This window comes from Pararhizobium sp. O133 (genome assembly GCF_051669845.1).
In the GTDB taxonomy this organism is placed as follows: domain Bacteria; phylum Pseudomonadota; class Alphaproteobacteria; order Rhizobiales; family Rhizobiaceae; genus Pararhizobium.
In genome coordinates this window covers 1,862,076-1,876,211 of record NZ_CP196426.1, presented here as the reverse complement: position 1 = coordinate 1,876,211, position 14,136 = coordinate 1,862,076, and the positions used below count along the sequence as shown (strand labels likewise).

Annotated in this window: 16 protein-coding genes; 7 read left to right on the top strand and 9 right to left on the bottom strand. The window is 60.0% G+C overall.

Annotation, left to right across the window (positions count from 1 at the left end):
- The first annotated feature begins 14 nt into the window (after positions 1-14).
- From ACST81_RS09020 to ACST81_RS09010, 3 genes are all read left to right on the top strand, one after another.
- Positions 15-1,253 (top strand): urate hydroxylase PuuD, encoded by a 1,239-nt coding sequence (locus ACST81_RS09020; protein ID WP_438752587.1) that lies wholly within the window; start codon positions 15-17, stop codon positions 1,251-1,253.
- Positions 1,250-2,557 (top strand): guanine deaminase, encoded by a 1,308-nt coding sequence (gene guaD / locus ACST81_RS09015; protein ID WP_438752586.1) that lies wholly within the window; start codon positions 1,250-1,252, stop codon positions 2,555-2,557. The genes ACST81_RS09020 and guaD overlap by 4 nt, the downstream gene beginning before the upstream one ends.
- Positions 2,558-2,688: 131 nt before the next feature.
- The gene (locus ACST81_RS09010) at positions 2,689-3,825 is read left to right on the top strand and encodes an alpha-hydroxy acid oxidase (protein ID WP_438752585.1); all 1,137 of its coding nucleotides are present in this window, start codon (positions 2,689-2,691) and stop codon (positions 3,823-3,825) included.
- 5 nt (positions 3,826-3,830) lie between these two features.
- On the opposite strand, the gene ACST81_RS09005 is transcribed toward ACST81_RS09010, so the two are convergent.
- From ACST81_RS09005 to ACST81_RS08975, 7 genes are all read right to left on the bottom strand, one after another.
- On the bottom strand, positions 3,831-4,115 hold the full coding sequence (locus tag ACST81_RS09005; RefSeq protein ID WP_438752584.1) for an addiction module antidote protein: 285 nt from the start codon (positions 4,113-4,115) through the stop codon (positions 3,831-3,833).
- Positions 4,105-4,407 carry a type II toxin-antitoxin system RelE/ParE family toxin gene (locus tag ACST81_RS09000; RefSeq protein ID WP_438752583.1) on the bottom strand — a complete coding sequence of 101 codons (303 nt, stop codon included), beginning with the start codon at positions 4,405-4,407 and terminating at the stop codon, positions 4,105-4,107. The genes ACST81_RS09005 and ACST81_RS09000 overlap by 11 nt, the downstream gene beginning before the upstream one ends.
- Positions 4,408-4,500: 93 nt before the next feature.
- The gene (gene uraH / locus ACST81_RS08995; protein WP_438752582.1) at positions 4,501-4,863 is read right to left on the bottom strand and encodes a hydroxyisourate hydrolase; all 363 of its coding nucleotides are present in this window, start codon (positions 4,861-4,863) and stop codon (positions 4,501-4,503) included.
- A 13-nt stretch (positions 4,864-4,876) separates the two neighbouring features.
- On the bottom strand, positions 4,877-5,374 hold the full coding sequence (locus ACST81_RS08990) for an ureidoglycolate lyase (protein WP_438752581.1): 498 nt from the start codon (positions 5,372-5,374) through the stop codon (positions 4,877-4,879).
- 42 nt (positions 5,375-5,416) lie between these two features.
- Positions 5,417-5,920, bottom strand: a complete 504-nt coding sequence (gene uraD, locus ACST81_RS08985; RefSeq protein ID WP_438752580.1) for a 2-oxo-4-hydroxy-4-carboxy-5-ureidoimidazoline decarboxylase — start codon at positions 5,918-5,920, stop codon at positions 5,417-5,419.
- Positions 5,920-6,849, bottom strand: a complete 930-nt coding sequence (gene puuE, locus ACST81_RS08980) for an allantoinase PuuE (RefSeq protein WP_438752579.1) — start codon at positions 6,847-6,849, stop codon at positions 5,920-5,922. Before puuE ends, uraD begins: the two co-directional genes overlap by 1 nt.
- Positions 6,850-6,980: 131 nt before the next feature.
- The gene (locus ACST81_RS08975) at positions 6,981-7,787 is read right to left on the bottom strand and encodes a DUF1045 domain-containing protein (RefSeq protein WP_438752578.1); all 807 of its coding nucleotides are present in this window, start codon (positions 7,785-7,787) and stop codon (positions 6,981-6,983) included.
- Between the two features lie 176 nt (positions 7,788-7,963).
- Between ACST81_RS08975 and ACST81_RS08970 the strand changes: the two genes are divergently transcribed.
- Positions 7,964-8,353 (top strand): PRC-barrel domain-containing protein, encoded by a 390-nt coding sequence (locus tag ACST81_RS08970; protein ID WP_438752577.1) that lies wholly within the window; start codon positions 7,964-7,966, stop codon positions 8,351-8,353.
- A 70-nt stretch (positions 8,354-8,423) separates the two neighbouring features.
- On the opposite strand, the gene ACST81_RS08965 is transcribed toward ACST81_RS08970, so the two are convergent.
- Positions 8,424-9,563: an NAD(P)/FAD-dependent oxidoreductase gene (locus tag ACST81_RS08965; RefSeq protein WP_438752576.1), complete on the bottom strand. Its 1,140-nt coding sequence runs from the start codon at positions 9,561-9,563 to the stop codon at positions 8,424-8,426.
- A gap of 38 nt (positions 9,564-9,601) precedes the next feature.
- Between ACST81_RS08965 and mnmD the strand changes: the two genes are divergently transcribed.
- Positions 9,602-10,351 (top strand): tRNA (5-methylaminomethyl-2-thiouridine)(34)-methyltransferase MnmD, encoded by a 750-nt coding sequence (gene mnmD / locus ACST81_RS08960; protein WP_438752575.1) that lies wholly within the window; start codon positions 9,602-9,604, stop codon positions 10,349-10,351.
- A gap of 114 nt (positions 10,352-10,465) precedes the next feature.
- Positions 10,466-12,052 (top strand): trimethylamine methyltransferase family protein, encoded by a 1,587-nt coding sequence (locus tag ACST81_RS08955; RefSeq protein ID WP_438752574.1) that lies wholly within the window; start codon positions 10,466-10,468, stop codon positions 12,050-12,052.
- 10 nt (positions 12,053-12,062) lie between these two features.
- On the opposite strand, the gene ACST81_RS08950 is transcribed toward ACST81_RS08955, so the two are convergent.
- The gene (locus ACST81_RS08950) at positions 12,063-12,731 is read right to left on the bottom strand and encodes a host attachment protein (RefSeq protein WP_438752573.1); all 669 of its coding nucleotides are present in this window, start codon (positions 12,729-12,731) and stop codon (positions 12,063-12,065) included.
- 15 nt (positions 12,732-12,746) lie between these two features.
- Between ACST81_RS08950 and ACST81_RS08945 the strand changes: the two genes are divergently transcribed.
- Positions 12,747-13,847 carry a DNA alkylation repair protein gene (locus ACST81_RS08945; protein WP_438752572.1) on the top strand — a complete coding sequence of 367 codons (1,101 nt, stop codon included), beginning with the start codon at positions 12,747-12,749 and terminating at the stop codon, positions 13,845-13,847.
- Positions 13,848-14,136 lie beyond the last annotated feature (289 nt).

Sequence of the window (14,136 nt, the reverse complement as noted above, 5' to 3'; positions counted from 1 at the left end):
AAAGGGAAACTTGCATGTATGAATACGCCATTGCCTGGGAATGGCTGAGCTTCGCCGTCCGCTGGCTGCACGTCATCACCGCCATCGCCTGGATCGGCTCGTCCTTCTATTTCATCGCGCTCGATCTCGGTCTGGTGAAGCGCGAGCATCTGCCGGTCGGCGCCTATGGCGAGGAATGGCAGGTCCATGGCGGTGGATTCTACCATATCCAGAAATACCTCGTCGCGCCGGCGGCCATGCCGGAGCACCTGACCTGGTTCAAATGGGAAAGCTACGCCACCTGGCTGTCCGGTTTCGCCATGCTCTGTCTGGTCTATTATGGCGGCGCCGATCTGTTCCTCGTCGATCGTCATGTGCTGGATATTTCCTCGACCACCGCCATCCTGATTTCGCTGGCATCGCTCGGCATCGGCTGGGTCTTCTACGACCTGCTCTGTAAATCGCCGCTCGGCAAGAACACCTGGACGCTGATGGGCATCCTTTACGTCGCGCTGGTCGCCATGGCCTGGGGCTATATGCAGGTTTTTACCGGCCGCGCCGCGTTCCTGCATCTCGGCGCCTTCACCGCCACGATCATGTCGGCCAATGTCTTCTTCATCATCATGCCGAACCAGAGGATCGTCGTCGCCGATCTCATTGCCGGCCGCACACCCGACCCGAAATACGGCGTCATCGCCAAGCAGCGCTCGCTGCACAACAACTACCTGACGCTGCCCGTCATTTTCTTCATGCTCTCGAACCACTATCCGCTGGCCTTCGCCACGGCCTATAGCTGGATCATCGCCGCCCTTGTCTTCCTGATGGGCGTCACCATTCGCCACTGGTTCAACACGACCCATGCCCGCAAGGGCAAGCCAACCTGGACGTGGATCGTCACCCTGATCATCTTTATCCTTATCATGTGGCTCTCGACGGTTCCGAAACTGCCGGTGGCCGACGAAACCGCCGAACTCTCTCCCCGCTTGAGACAATTCACCGAAAACAGTCACTTTCCCGCAGCGCGCGATGCTATCGGGACACGCTGTACGATGTGTCATTCGGCCGAGCCCGTCTATGAAGGCATCAACCGTCCGCCGAAGGGCGTCATGCTGGAAAACGACGGCGAGATCGCCGCCCATGCCCGCGAAATCTATATCCAGGCCGGCCGCAGCCATGCCATGCCGCCCGGCAATATCACCGACATGACAGCGGACGAGCGCGCGCTGCTGACCGCATGGTTCGAAAGCGCCGTACAGGAAGGCAAGCCGGAATGACCGTTACCCTCATCCGCGGCCGCGCGCTGAGCTTCAACCGCATGCCAACGGGCATGGACGATCACGACGCCTATACCTATGAAGCGGATGGCGCGCTGTTGATCGATAACGGCCTGATCCTGGCGAGCGGCAGCTATGAGGCCGTCAAGGCAGGCGCGCCGGAAGGCATGGCTGAGATCGACCACCGGCCGCATCTCATCCTGCCCGGTTTCATCGACACGCACCTGCATTTCCCGCAGATGCAGGTGATCGGCTCCTATGCGGCCAACCTCCTGGAATGGCTGAACACCTATACGTTTCCCGAGGAATGCCGCTTCGTCGAGACAGAGCATGCGCAGCGGATCGCCCGGCATTTCTTCGACGAAATGATCCGCCATGGCACGACCACGGCCGTTGCCTATTGCTCGGTCCACAAGACATCGGCCGATGCCTTCTTCGCCGAAGCCATGCGCCGCAACATGCGGATGGTCGCCGGCAAGGTGATGATGGATCGCAACGCGCCGCAGGGCCTCCTCGACACACCGCAAATGGGCTATGACGAGACGCGCGCCGTCATCGCCGAATGGCATGGCAAGGGCCGCAGCCACGTCGCCATCACGCCGCGCTTCGCCATCACCTCGACGCCGGAACAGATGTCCGCGGCGGAGGCGTTGGTTCGCGAATTCCCCGACCTTCATGTGCAGACACATCTTTCCGAAAACCGCGATGAAATCGACTTCACCTGTTCTCTCTATCCGGAGGCCATCGACTACACCGATGTCTATGCACGCTACGGCCTGCTCGGTCCAAAGTCCCTGTTCGGCCACTGCATCCACCTGTCCGAACGGGAAATGGACGCCATGAGCGAAACCGGTTCGATCGCCGTGCATTGCCCGACCTCCAACCTCTTCCTCGGCTCGGGCCTATTCCCGCTGAAGTCGCTGCTGCGGCGCGAAAAGCCCGTCCGGGTTTCCATCGCCACCGATATCGGCGGCGGTTCCAGCTATTCGATGCTGCGGACGATGGACGAAGCCTACAAGATCCAGCAATTGCTGGCCGAACGGCTGAACCCGTTCGAAAGTTTCTACCTGATGACAGCAGGCAACGCGCAGGCTTTGTCGCTGGCAGACAGAATCGGCACTCTGGAACCCGGCACGGACGCCGATTTCATCATCCTGAACATGGCGGCAACGCCCGCCATGGCGCTGAAGGCGGAAGTCGTCAACTCGCTGGCCGACGAGCTTTTCCTGCTGCAGACCATGGGCGACGACCGGGCGATCGCGGAAACCTATGTGGCGGGTGTGGCGATGAAGGCGGCGCTTTGACGACCTTTCGCGAGGGATAGGCGACGCATCAAGAGAGGTAAAATTATTTTACCTCTTTGCCTTTTCACTCTTAACATCGGTTTCGGAAACATGATATTGCCGGGGCATCCCGTCAGCTGGAAATCCGTGCCATGGCCAAAACCCTCGAAATCCGTGACCTCAAGGCACTTGCCAAGCGTCGCGTACCAAAAATGTTCTTCGACTATGCCGACAGCGGCGCATGGACCGAAGGCACCTACCGGGCCAACGAGGAGGATTTCCACAAGATCAAGCTGCGCCAGCGCGTGCTGGTGGACATGACCAATCGCTCGCTGGCAAGCGAGATGATCGGCCAGAAGGTGTCGATGCCGGTGGCGCTGTCGCCGACGGGCCTGACGGGCATGCAGCATGCCGATGGCGAGATGCTGGCGGCAAAGGCGGCGGAAGCGTTCGGCGTCCCCTTCACGCTGTCGACGATGAGCATCTGCTCGATCGAGGACGTCGCTTCGGTAACAACCAAGCCCTTCTGGTTCCAGTTGTACGTCATGCGCGACCGGGAGTTCGTCAAAAACCTGATTGACCGCGCCAAGGCCGCAAGGTGCTCGGCGCTGGTGCTGACGCTCGACCTGCAGATCCTCGGCCAGCGCCACAAGGATCTGCGCAACGGCCTTTCGGCACCACCGAAATTCACGCCAAAACATATCTGGCAGATGGCGACGCGGCCGCTCTGGTGCATGCAGATGCTGCAGACCAAGCGCCGCAGCTTCGGCAATATTGTCGGCCACGCCAAGAATGTGTCCGATCTTTCCTCGCTATCGTCCTGGACGGCGGAGCAGTTCGATCCGCAACTGTCTTGGGAAAACGTCGCCGAGATCAAGCAAATGTGGGATGGACCGCTGATCCTGAAGGGCATTTGCGATGTCGAGGACGCGAAGATGGCCGCACGCACCGGGGCCGACGCGATCATCGTATCGAACCATGGCGGCCGCCAGCTCGACGGCGCCCCTTCCTCCATCAGCATGCTGCCGAAGATCGTCGATGCGGTCGGCGACATGATCGAGGTTCACATGGACGGCGGTATCCGCTCCGGTCAGGATGTGCTGAAGGCCGTCGCGCTCGGCGCCAAGGGCACATATATCGGCCGCCCCTTCCTCTACGGCCTCGGCGCCGGCGGCCAGGCCGGCGTGACGACCGCACTCGAAATCATCCGCAAGGAACTCGACATTACCATGGCGCTCTGCGGCAAGCGGGATATCCGGGATATCAACAGGGATGTGATTGCGGAATGATCTGTTTAGACCGAAGTGATGGTCAGGTTGACGCCAAGTGCCTTGATCACCCCAAGCAGGGTTGAAAGCTTCGGATCGCCTTCCGAGCTCAGGGCTTTGTACAGCGCCTCTCGCGTTACGCCCGCATCCCTCGCGACCTGTGTCATGCCTTTTGCACGGGCGACGGTGCCAAGCGCCGCAGCTATATAGGCGGCGTCGCCGCTCTCAAACGCGTCGCTGAGAAGTTCGGCCTGTGCTTCCGGCGTGTCGATATATTTGGCCGCATCAAACGGCAGTGTTTCAATTGCCATTGCCAAAATCCAGATCGTCCACCATCGACTTGGCCTTCCTGATATCCTTGTCTTGCGTACTTTTATCGCCGCCACAGAGAAGAATGACGACGACGGCGCCGCGCTGGACAAAGTAGACGCGGTAACCTGGACCATGGTCGATACGAAGCTCGCCGATACCTTCGAAAAACTTCGCGTCTCCAAACAGGCCCGCCTGAAGACGTACGATACGCTGCGCAATTCGCGTTCTGGCTCTCGTATCCTTTAGTCCGTCAAGCCAGTTCCGGAAGATAAGAGTTTGGCGCACTTCCATTTTCGAGCCCAGTTTATAGCAAAAATCGTGAACTACAATTCACAAATTCAGCAATCTAAAGTGACCAGCCACTCCCGATTTCGCACCGCGCCCTCAACTCCCCCGATACGTCGAATAGCTGAACGGCGATAGCAGGAGCGGCACGTGATAGTGGCTGCCCGCATCGGCGATACCGAAGCGGAGGGGGATGAGATCGAGGAAGGCCGGGTCCGGCAAGGTGGCGCCGTCGGCACGCAGATAATCGCCGGCATGGAATAGCAATTCGTAGGTTCCGGTAGCAAAAGCATCGCCCTCCAGCATCGGCCCATCGACCCGGCCATCACTGTTGGTGACGACGGAGCGCAGCAATGTCCGCTCATCCCCCTCGATCCGAAACAGATCAATCCTCAGTCCCTGCGCCGGCTTTCCAAGAGCGGTATCAAGGACATGGGTGGTCAGCCGGCCGGATGAGCTCATGGAGATTTCGCTTTCACAAAGGATAAGGAATGACGAAGGGCTCGTCGTAAAACACTTCCTCGAGATTGTTGCCCGGGCCATCGCGATCGACAACCAGAAAATCGCTGACGGCATCCAGCGACATCAGCGGATGATGCCAGACATTGCGGCCGTAGTTGACACCCTCAGCGCCCGTCGCCAGGAAAACCCGCGGCAGGCCCGGCTTTCCGCCCTCATCAGGCGCCACGATCGCGAGCCAACTACCACCGCCGATTGGCGAAAAGCTCTGCGAGCCGAGCGGATGGCGTTCCATCATATCGAGAGTGTAGGGAAAACGGCGTGGCTGACCACGGAAGATATTGATGATCACACGGGCACCGTCACCGACCACGTCGGCCGCGCCAAGCGCGTGAAAACGTTCCGTCGTGCCACCATTGATCAGCCGCATCGAGGCAGGTTCGGCCCCAATGACGGTACCAAAGGGAGCAAAGGCGGCCTGCGTCAGCGGTTCAATCGTCAGAATGCGGGCCATCAGTGCAGTTGCCCCGCGTGACGAAGTCGCGACGATTTCATTTCAGGCATTGTCTTCTCCGGGCAGCATGGCGCGCAATCGCAGCAGGGCGATCTTTTCGACCTGTTTCGTTGCCGTTTCAAATTCCTGTTGCGGCGTGTTGTCAACCCGGCTTTCGAAGGCGGAGAGAATATCGTCCTTGCCCAATCCCTTGACCGCGATGATGAAGGGAAAGCCGAATTTGTCGGTATAGGCGCTGTTCAAATCGGTGAAGCGGCGATGTTCGGATGGCGTCAGGCGATGGAGCCCGGCCGAGGCCTGCTCGGCCTTCGAATCCTCGGTCAGTTCGCCCGCGACAGCCAGCTTGCCGGCAAGATCAGGATGCGCGCGAAGAACGGTCAGGCGCTCGGTGTCACTTGCGGCGCGAAACGATGCGACGAGGGCCGCATGCACGGCGTCCGAAGTCAAAGCGATTTGAGGATGATCGAGAAACGCACGCTCCGCCACCCATGGCGAATGCTCGAAAACGCCACCGAACCGCTCGACGAACCGGGCTGCGTTGTCCATCACAGGCCTCCTTCCGGCTTGTGATGCTCATGCCAGTGCCGGGCGATATCGATGCGCTTGGGGATCCAGACCTTCTCATGGCTCAGCACGTAATCGACGAAACGCGCCAGCGCCGCCGCGCGGCCGGGCCGACCGACAAGGCGGCAATGCAGGCCGACATTCATCATCTTAGGGCTGCCCTCCTTGCCCTCGGCATAGAGCACGTCGAACGTATCCTTGAGATAGGCGAAGAACTGATCGCCGGAATTGAACCCCTGCGGCGTTGCAAAGCGCATGTCGTTGGCATCAAGCGTATAAGGTATGATCAGATGCGGCTTGTCCTCGGTCAGGCCCGGCACCCAATAGGGCAGTTCGTCGGCATAGCTGTCCGAAGAATAGACAAAACCGCCCTCCTCCAGCAGCAGTTTCAAGGTGTTGGAGGACGGCTTGCCCTGATACAGGCCGAGCGGATGCGAGCCGGTGAGTTCCGTATGCAAGCGCACGGCGTCGCGGATGTGCTTGCGCTCTTCCTCTTCGGAAAAATCCTTGTATTCCAGCCAGCGATAACCGTGGCTGGCGATTTCCCAGCCGGCTTCCTTCATGGCGGCGACGGCTTCGGGATTGCGGGCCATGGCAAGCGTGACGCCATAGACGGTGACATCGACATTGCGGCTGGTGAACAGCCGCCACAGCCGCCAGAAGCCGGCACGCGATCCGTATTCGTAGATCGATTCCATGTTAAGATTGCGCTGGCCCGGCCAAGCCTGCGCGCCGACGATCTCCGACAACAGCATCTCGGACACCTTGTCGCCGTCAAGGATAGAGCTTTCGCCGCCCTCCTCATAATTCACGACGAACTGCACGGCGATCCGCGCATCGCCCGGCCAGCGGACGTCCGGAAGATTGCGGCCATAGCCGACGAGATCACGCGGATAAGATTGTTCCACCATCAAATCACCCCTCGAATGTGCCGGAACGGTAGCATTCGAGACTGGAAAGTCGAGGTGAAAATGGCAAAAATCCCGGCCTGTCCTGACGTGAAAATTCTCACGCGTCGGAAGTGGTTCCCCGCGCCAGTCTCTTAGCAACTGGCCTGCAGACGGCGGGCCGCCAGGGTCGCCCGGCTTTCTGAAATGCGTGGACCGTTCGAGACCGCCGCGGCCATCGTCCGCACGCCGCCGGACACCGGATGATGCGCCGAAAGCTTGCCGAGCGGGTGCTGCGAATGAACCCTCAGCGGTGCACCGGGCTCCTGCTCGACGAAAAGAGCGAGGCTGGAAATCCTCAGGGGGGCGACCAGAACCGGCGTGAAGAAATCACGCAGAGCGGTTTCAAAACGCATGTTCAGCTTTGGATGGATGGGACCCGTCAGCATCATGTGGAAACGAAATTCGTCCATGACATAGGGATACCCCCAGCGATGCATGTTGGAAAATTGCGGCGCCGTGAGGCGGTCGGGATCCCTCCGCTCGATTTCCACATCGGTCAGCGGCGCGCGGAACGCATCGAATGCCTGCACGACGGACGCCGCCAAATGATTCATCTGCTCGCAGGGAACCGACGGAGCAAGCCCGAAGAACTCGCCCAGCCGCGCGATTTCCACGCGCGGAATTTCAAATGGCGTCATGGTGCTGGCGAAATGCATCAAGGCTTTAAGCAAAGCAGCTTCATCGGTATCCGGATGCAACCGGAAGGGCGCCTTGATTGTCGCATGAAAGCCGTAGCGGCGCGGCACGGCCGTGTGAAAGGCAAGCTCCTGCCGGCTGAAACCGGCGATTGACGGAGCCTCCGGCGCTTCGCCGGAATAAACGTTGCGGCCAAGCCAGCCTGCCGCGGCGACCGACAGCGGGTCGTACATCGACGGCGTGTAATAGATCGCGTACCGCATCGGGCTCGCTCCGTTCCAACTTGAAATCTGGGACCGGAGTTAAGTGATTTGCGTGACAGAATGACGAAGTTGGATGGGTACAAAATTGCAATCACCGGGCGGCGTTGCGTGAATGCTGAAGGAACCAACAGCGCCCCGCCTCGTTTTAATCCGTGAAAACAACGAGGAGAAAAACAATGACCTACCAGACCAGCAATTTTCAGGATGCCGACATCCGGGAAACCCATGACCTGATCGCCAGCGACAAGGTCGAGGGCACCAGGGTCTATGGCCAGGACGGCAAGCATATCGGCTCGATCGAGCGCGTGATCCTAGAAAAGCGCAGTGGCCGCGTCTCCTATGCGGTGCTGGGCTTTGGCGGCTTCCTCGGCATTGGTGAGGATCACTATCCGCTGCCCTGGAGCAAGCTGAGCTATGACGAAAACCTTGGCGGCTACCGCACCGATGTGACCCGTGAACAGGTCGAAAAAGCGCCAAGATATCACAGTGACGAAGAATACGACTGGAACAAGGAAAATGGGCGTCGCGTCTACGACTATTACGGTGTCCCGCCCTATTGGATGTAAGCATCCCGCGCAGGAAGCCCTGCTATCGAACCGCCCCCGAAGTTGGAGCGCCAACTTCGGGGTTTTGCGTTCAGGATTTTTTCGATAGCGAAAAATGCTGGTGGCAGCGAAACGATTCCGGCAGTGCTATATCTGTGCGGCCGATGATCTCACCGATGACGCTTTCGGCCAGCCGATGTGCAAGGCCAAAACTGATCTTGAAACCACCTGTCAAAACATGGAGCTTTTCAAAATCCGGATGACACCCGACCATCGGATCACGGCCGATCGCTTTGGGGCGCAACCCGGCCCAGCGTTCAACAACCGGCGCATCACGAAGGAGAGGCACAACGGCCCTCGCCCGGTCGAGGAGGCTTTCCAGTTGCTCGTCCGTCGATCGGGGATCGGTGAAACTGTTCTCGCTCGTACTGCCGACGGCCACGAAGCCGTTGTCGTGCGGGATCACATAGAGGCCATCCAGGAAGATAACCGGGAGAGAGGGATCGATATCGGCCTTTAAAACGGCTGCCTGACCCTTGACCGCAACGCCGGTCGGGATTGCGTCTGCCGTTTCCAGCTTGTCGAGTTGCGCAAAGGATTGAACGCCGGCAGCAAGAATGCAGGCACCGAAGGAAAGCATTTCTCCATCGGCAAGGAACGCCCGCCCTGTAACTGGATCGAGATCAAGCAACTCTCTCCCTTCATCAATCCGGACAAGGCTCGAACCGCGAAGATGAGTTGCAAGCACCGCCAGCATCCGGCGCGGATCGACGCGACCAGCCAATGTATCGAGCACCACGCCGCTTGCCATCGCCTCGCCCTGCGGCCAACCGACCAATGGTGAATCGTCACGAACATGCCAGAAAAACTGTCGGTCGCCGACACGCCAGTTGGTTAAGGCGTCCTGTTCGTGGCGAAGTGCGATCGTGCGCAGGTGCGGTTTGGGCAAGGGAATGAGCCGTCCCGAACGTCGGTAACCGGCGGATAGCCCCGTCTGCCCTTCAAGCGCGGCAATCTCGGCTGCGAGCGAGACCAGGGCATCGAGCTGGAACTGCTTCTTGTCATTCCAGCGATCCGGCATATGCGGCATCAGCGCGCCCACGACGCCGCCGCTGGAACCCGCCCCGATGCGGTCTTTCTCGATCAGCACCGTCTTCAGCCCGGCCCGCTCAGCCATCACGGCCGCCCAGAGCCCCATGATACCGCCGCCGACGATCAACAGATCCGTCATCGATTGACCTTCCCGGACGTGGAGATTATCGGTTCGGCATGTCCACCGAACACCCCGATCTTGCATCTGCGCCAGAAGCGAAAATTCCGGATCAGTCGACCCTCGAATGGCACGAGGGCGATATGCCCTATTCGCAGGAATTTGGCGATCATTTTTATTGCCGAGAAGATGGTCGGCTGGAATGCGGCCATGTCTTTCTGGAAGGCAACGGCCTGCCGCAACGCTGGACAAAGCAACAGGATTTCACCATCGGTGAACTGGGCTTCGGCACCGGTCTGAATTTCTGCGAAACCTGGCGACGTTGGACGGAAACGCGGACGCCGGATAGCAGGCTGCACTACGTCTCGTTCGAACGGTTTCCCATGCAGACCGATGACATCGGCAAGGCTTTGTCGCGCTGGCCCGAAATCGCCGCCGAGCGGCAGGCGCTATGCGATGCCTGGCCGGAAGCGCCCATAGGCCATGTCACTTTGGATTTCCCCGGCAACCTCCGGCTCACGGTTGCCTGCGGCAACGCTTTCGATGAGATCGATGGTTTCGATCCCCATTTCGATGCCTGGTATCTCGACGGCTTTGCACCCCGGCGCAATCCGGACATGTGGTCGGAAGCGCTGATGCGCCGCGTCCACGGCAAGACGGTCGAGGGCGGCACGTTTGCCACCTATGCCGCGGCCGGTTTCGTACGCCGCAATCTTCAGGCAGCCGGCTTTGCCGTTGAGCGAAGAAAAGGATTTGGCAGCAAGCGCGAAATGCTCAGCGGCGTGAAATCGTCATCCGACGTCGCGTAAAAGCCAGCCCCAAAAACGGCCTTCTCTCCCAGGGATTTTTGCTGTCGCAAATGGTGGCGCATAAACGACGTCGAATCTGCACCATGCGCCTCTGTCCAAACCGATGGAAAAACCATGAGTGAGAATGACTTTCCGCAAGTCCCCCAGAGCGATACCGATGCGCCGGTAGAGCGTCGCCGCCGAACCGGCGGGCGCGGTGCGGACCGTCCGCGAAAGGGCGCCGGAAGTTCGAAATATCTGAACCTCGTCAACACCATCGCAAAATCCACCGTCCTGACCGAGGAAGCGCTCGAAGCGATCCACGACGCCTCGCTGACCATTCTGGAAGAGATCGGCATGGACGTCATCCTGCCGGAAGCCCGGGAGCGGATGAAGGCAGCCGGCGCCGACGTCATGCCCGGCACTGACCGCGTCCGCTTCGATCGCGGCCTGATCATGGACATGATCTCGTCCGTGCCATCAGGCTTCACGATGCATGCACGCAATCCGATCCGCAATGTCCAGATCGGCGGCAACAACCTCGTCTTCGCGCAGATCGCCTCCGCTCCCTTCGTCGCGGATCGCGAAGGCGGTCGCCGCGCCGGCAACCAGGAGGATTACCGCAAGCTGGTGAAGCTCGCCCAGTCCTACGACATCATCCATACGACTGGCGGCTATCCGGTCGAGCCGATCGACATTCATGCCTCGGTGCGTCATCTCAACTGCCTGTCGGACATGGTGAAGCTCACCGACAAGGTGTTTCATTGCTATTCTCTCGGCCAGCAGCGCAATATCGACGCGCTGGAAATCGCCCGGATCGGCCGCGGCATCACCGCCGAGCAGATGGAGCGCGAGCCGTCGCTCTTCACCATCATCAACACATCCTCACCGCTGCGTCTCGATGGGCCGATGCTGCAGGGCATTATGGAAATGTCGTCGCGCAATCAGGTCGTCGTGGTCACGCCATTCACGCTGGCAGGCGCCATGGCGCCGGTCACCATCGCCGGCGCGGTCGTGCAGCAGAATGCCGAGGCCTTGGCCGGGATCGCGTTCACGCAGATGGTTCGCCGTGGCGCGCCGGCCATGTATGGCGGTTTTACCTCCAATGTCGACATGAAGACGGGCGCACCCGCCTTCGGTACGCCGGAATACATGAAGGCGGTCATCGCCGGCGGACAACTGGCGCGTCGCTACGGCATCCCCTATCGCACGTCCAACACCAACGCCTCCAATACGCTGGACGCGCAGGCAGCTTATGAATCTGCCCTGTCGCTCTGGGCGCTGACGCAGGGCGGTGGCAATTTCATCATGCATTCGGCCGGCTGGAGCGAAGGCGGCCTGACCGCGTCCTTCGAGAAATTCATTCTCGATGTCGATATGCTGCAGATGGTGGCGGAGTTTCTGACACCGCTCGATGTCAGCGAGGATGCGCTCGGTCTCGACGCGGTACGCGATGTCGGCCCCGGCGGCCATTATTTCGGCACCGCCCATACCCTGTCGCGCTACGAGACGGCCTTCTATTCGCCGATCCTGTCGGACTGGCGCAATTTCGAAACCTGGACGGAAGCCGGCCGGCCGACCACCTATGATCACGCCAACCGCGTGTTTAAGGAAAAGCTGAACGAATACGAAAAGCCGCCGCTCGATCCGGCAATCGAGGAGGAGCTCGATGCCTTCGTCGCCCGCCGGAAAGCCGAAGGTGGCGTCCCGACGGACTTTTGAGGATCAGCGATCAGTTGGACATGGCGGAACGGACGGACGAGATCAACTTATCCGTCGGCATCTTGCTGTAGTCCTTGCTGATCTCCACCGTCGTCTTTGCGCGCGTCGCCGTCGACAACATGGAACGCAGGTCACCGAGGGTCTGGGGCGCGGCGCAAACGACGAGGCGGTCGAAGGCGCCCTCCTGCTCATATCCGTCGATCTTGCTGGCAATTTCCGCCGTGAACCGCTGCTGCTCCTCGCGCACCGGATCGCTGGAATATTCCATTGCCGACCGTCCCTGCCCATTCGACGAATGGCTGCGGCCCGGTTTGTCGGCCATGATGTCCTGGACGCGCTTGGGTTCCAGTTGAAAAATTTCCTGCTCGGGGCTTTGGGGTCCATCCTTGAGAAAGTTCACGCCCTTCAATAGACGGGCCTGATTTCCGTCGGCGGCAAGAATCCATGTGGTGGTCATATTCGTCTCCTCGAGCGTGATCTCGGCGTTCAATGATCCCAGCGCCGGCGGCGCAGGATCGAACACCTCGCCGCCCGTGGGGAACGAGCGACGCGAGAGAACCAACGCCGCAGGAAAAAGGAAGGTTCCCGAGATTTTTCGCGAAGACCGGAAGAACCGGAGGCCGAGGCCAGGCTTGGCTACATTCGCGGCCAAACAGCAGCTATGGTCTTCAAGAATCACATCCGGACCCGCGCCATGCCTGAACCGCTAAAAAACCTGCTTCACCCGGCCCTCGTCCGATCCATGGCCGGGCATATCGCGCAACATTCGACCAGTTTCGACAGCGACCGCTTCGTGGAACGGGCAAGCCGGGACATGGACCGGCTGGAACTGATGCAGCGCGCCTTGCAGATCCGCGATGCGCTCGGCGAAACCCTGCCGGAGGATTTCGAAAAAGCGGCCGCCATCCTGTCCGCCAGCCTGCCGCAGGACGGTCGCGCCGGGATCACCGGCTGGGCTCTGCTGCCGATCAGCCAGTTCGTGGCGCAGAACGGACTTGGCCATTTCGATCTGTCCTTGGAACTCCTCAAGCAACTGACGCCGCATTTCACCGCCGAGTTCGGTATCCGTCCGTTCATTCATGCCGATCAGACCCGTGCGCTGAAAACGATCGGGGGTTGGGTGTCTCATCCCAACCACCATGTCCGCAGGCTCGCCAGCGAAGGCACCCGCCCGCGCCTGCCCTGGGCCATGCGCCTGCCGGCGCTGATGCGCGATCCGCAACCGATTCTGCCGATCCTCACCGCCCTGCTCGACGACCCCGAAGATTATGTCCGCCGCTCTGTCGCCAACAGCCTCAACGACATCGCCAAGGACCACCCTGCCCTTGTCGCCGCCTTCGTCGGGCGGCATATCAGCGGAGCTTCATCCGAACGGCGGCAATTGCTGCGGCATGCCTCTCGAACACTGTTGAAGAAGGGCGATGCCATGGCGCTCGCCAATTTTGGTTTCGCACCAAGCACCGGCATTCGCGCCACTCTGAGCATCGACAACGATGTGGTGAATTTCGGCAATTCGCTCGCCTTCTCGCTCACCGTCACCAATGATGATGATGCATCGCAGCAATTGATGATCGACTATGCGATCCATCACCGGAAAGCCAATGGCAGCCTGGCGCCCAAGGTCTTCAAATGGAAGAGCCTGACGCTGAAGCCCGGCGAAACCATCGACATGGCGCGCAGTCATGCCATGCGGGCGATCACTACCCGGCAGTACTATCCAGGTGGCCACCGCATCGAGATCCTCATCAATGGCGCGGTTCTGGCGTGTGGTGATTTCACGCTCACCATGAACTGATGGGCCAGCCTCTTCGCATCTGCAAAAACTATCCCTTGACTTTTGACGGCAAAACAACGACATGAGGCGCAGCGTCACCTTCCGGCCGCCGCGTGAGCGAGCCCTGCGGGATCAAACCGATCCGTAACGAAGGATAAGCGCATCCAGAAATGTTTTGCCAAACGTGGCAAAATGCAGCGCAGACAGCTTAATCAACCCACAAGTTCCCAAATCACGCGGGGTTCTTGACGCGAAGCGAAACCGGAACCGCATGGTGCAGTTCCGGCGCTATTCGTTTTGCGCCCCCGAT

What these genes read in the sequence shown, in the direction of transcription:
- mnmD (WP_438752575.1), top strand. Translation starts at nt 9,602, where the DNA reads ATGTCCACCGAACACCCCGATCTTGCATCTGCGCCAGAAGCGAAAATT.
- uraH (WP_438752582.1), bottom strand. Translation starts at nt 4,863, where the DNA reads ATGAGCTCATCCGGCCGGCTGACCACCCATGTCCTTGATACCGCTCTT.
- ACST81_RS09020 (WP_438752587.1), top strand. Translation starts at nt 15, where the DNA reads ATGTATGAATACGCCATTGCCTGGGAATGGCTGAGCTTCGCCGTCCGC.
- ACST81_RS09005 (WP_438752584.1), bottom strand. Translation starts at nt 4,115, where the DNA reads ATGGCAATTGAAACACTGCCGTTTGATGCGGCCAAATATATCGACACG.
- ACST81_RS09010 (WP_438752585.1), top strand. Translation starts at nt 2,689, where the DNA reads ATGGCCAAAACCCTCGAAATCCGTGACCTCAAGGCACTTGCCAAGCGT.
- uraD (WP_438752580.1), bottom strand. Translation starts at nt 5,920, where the DNA reads ATGGACAACGCAGCCCGGTTCGTCGAGCGGTTCGGTGGCGTTTTCGAG.
- guaD (WP_438752586.1), top strand. Translation starts at nt 1,250, where the DNA reads ATGACCGTTACCCTCATCCGCGGCCGCGCGCTGAGCTTCAACCGCATG.
- ACST81_RS09000 (WP_438752583.1), bottom strand. Translation starts at nt 4,407, where the DNA reads ATGGAAGTGCGCCAAACTCTTATCTTCCGGAACTGGCTTGACGGACTA.
- ACST81_RS08970 (WP_438752577.1), top strand. Translation starts at nt 7,964, where the DNA reads ATGACCTACCAGACCAGCAATTTTCAGGATGCCGACATCCGGGAAACC.
- ACST81_RS08965 (WP_438752576.1), bottom strand. Translation starts at nt 9,563, where the DNA reads ATGACGGATCTGTTGATCGTCGGCGGCGGTATCATGGGGCTCTGGGCG.
- ACST81_RS08945 (WP_438752572.1), top strand. Translation starts at nt 12,747, where the DNA reads ATGCCTGAACCGCTAAAAAACCTGCTTCACCCGGCCCTCGTCCGATCC.
- ACST81_RS08990 (WP_438752581.1), bottom strand. Translation starts at nt 5,374, where the DNA reads ATGGCCCGCATTCTGACGATTGAACCGCTGACGCAGGCCGCCTTTGCT.
- ACST81_RS08955 (WP_438752574.1), top strand. Translation starts at nt 10,466, where the DNA reads ATGAGTGAGAATGACTTTCCGCAAGTCCCCCAGAGCGATACCGATGCG.
- puuE (WP_438752579.1), bottom strand. Translation starts at nt 6,849, where the DNA reads ATGGTGGAACAATCTTATCCGCGTGATCTCGTCGGCTATGGCCGCAAT.
- ACST81_RS08975 (WP_438752578.1), bottom strand. Translation starts at nt 7,787, where the DNA reads ATGCGGTACGCGATCTATTACACGCCGTCGATGTACGACCCGCTGTCG.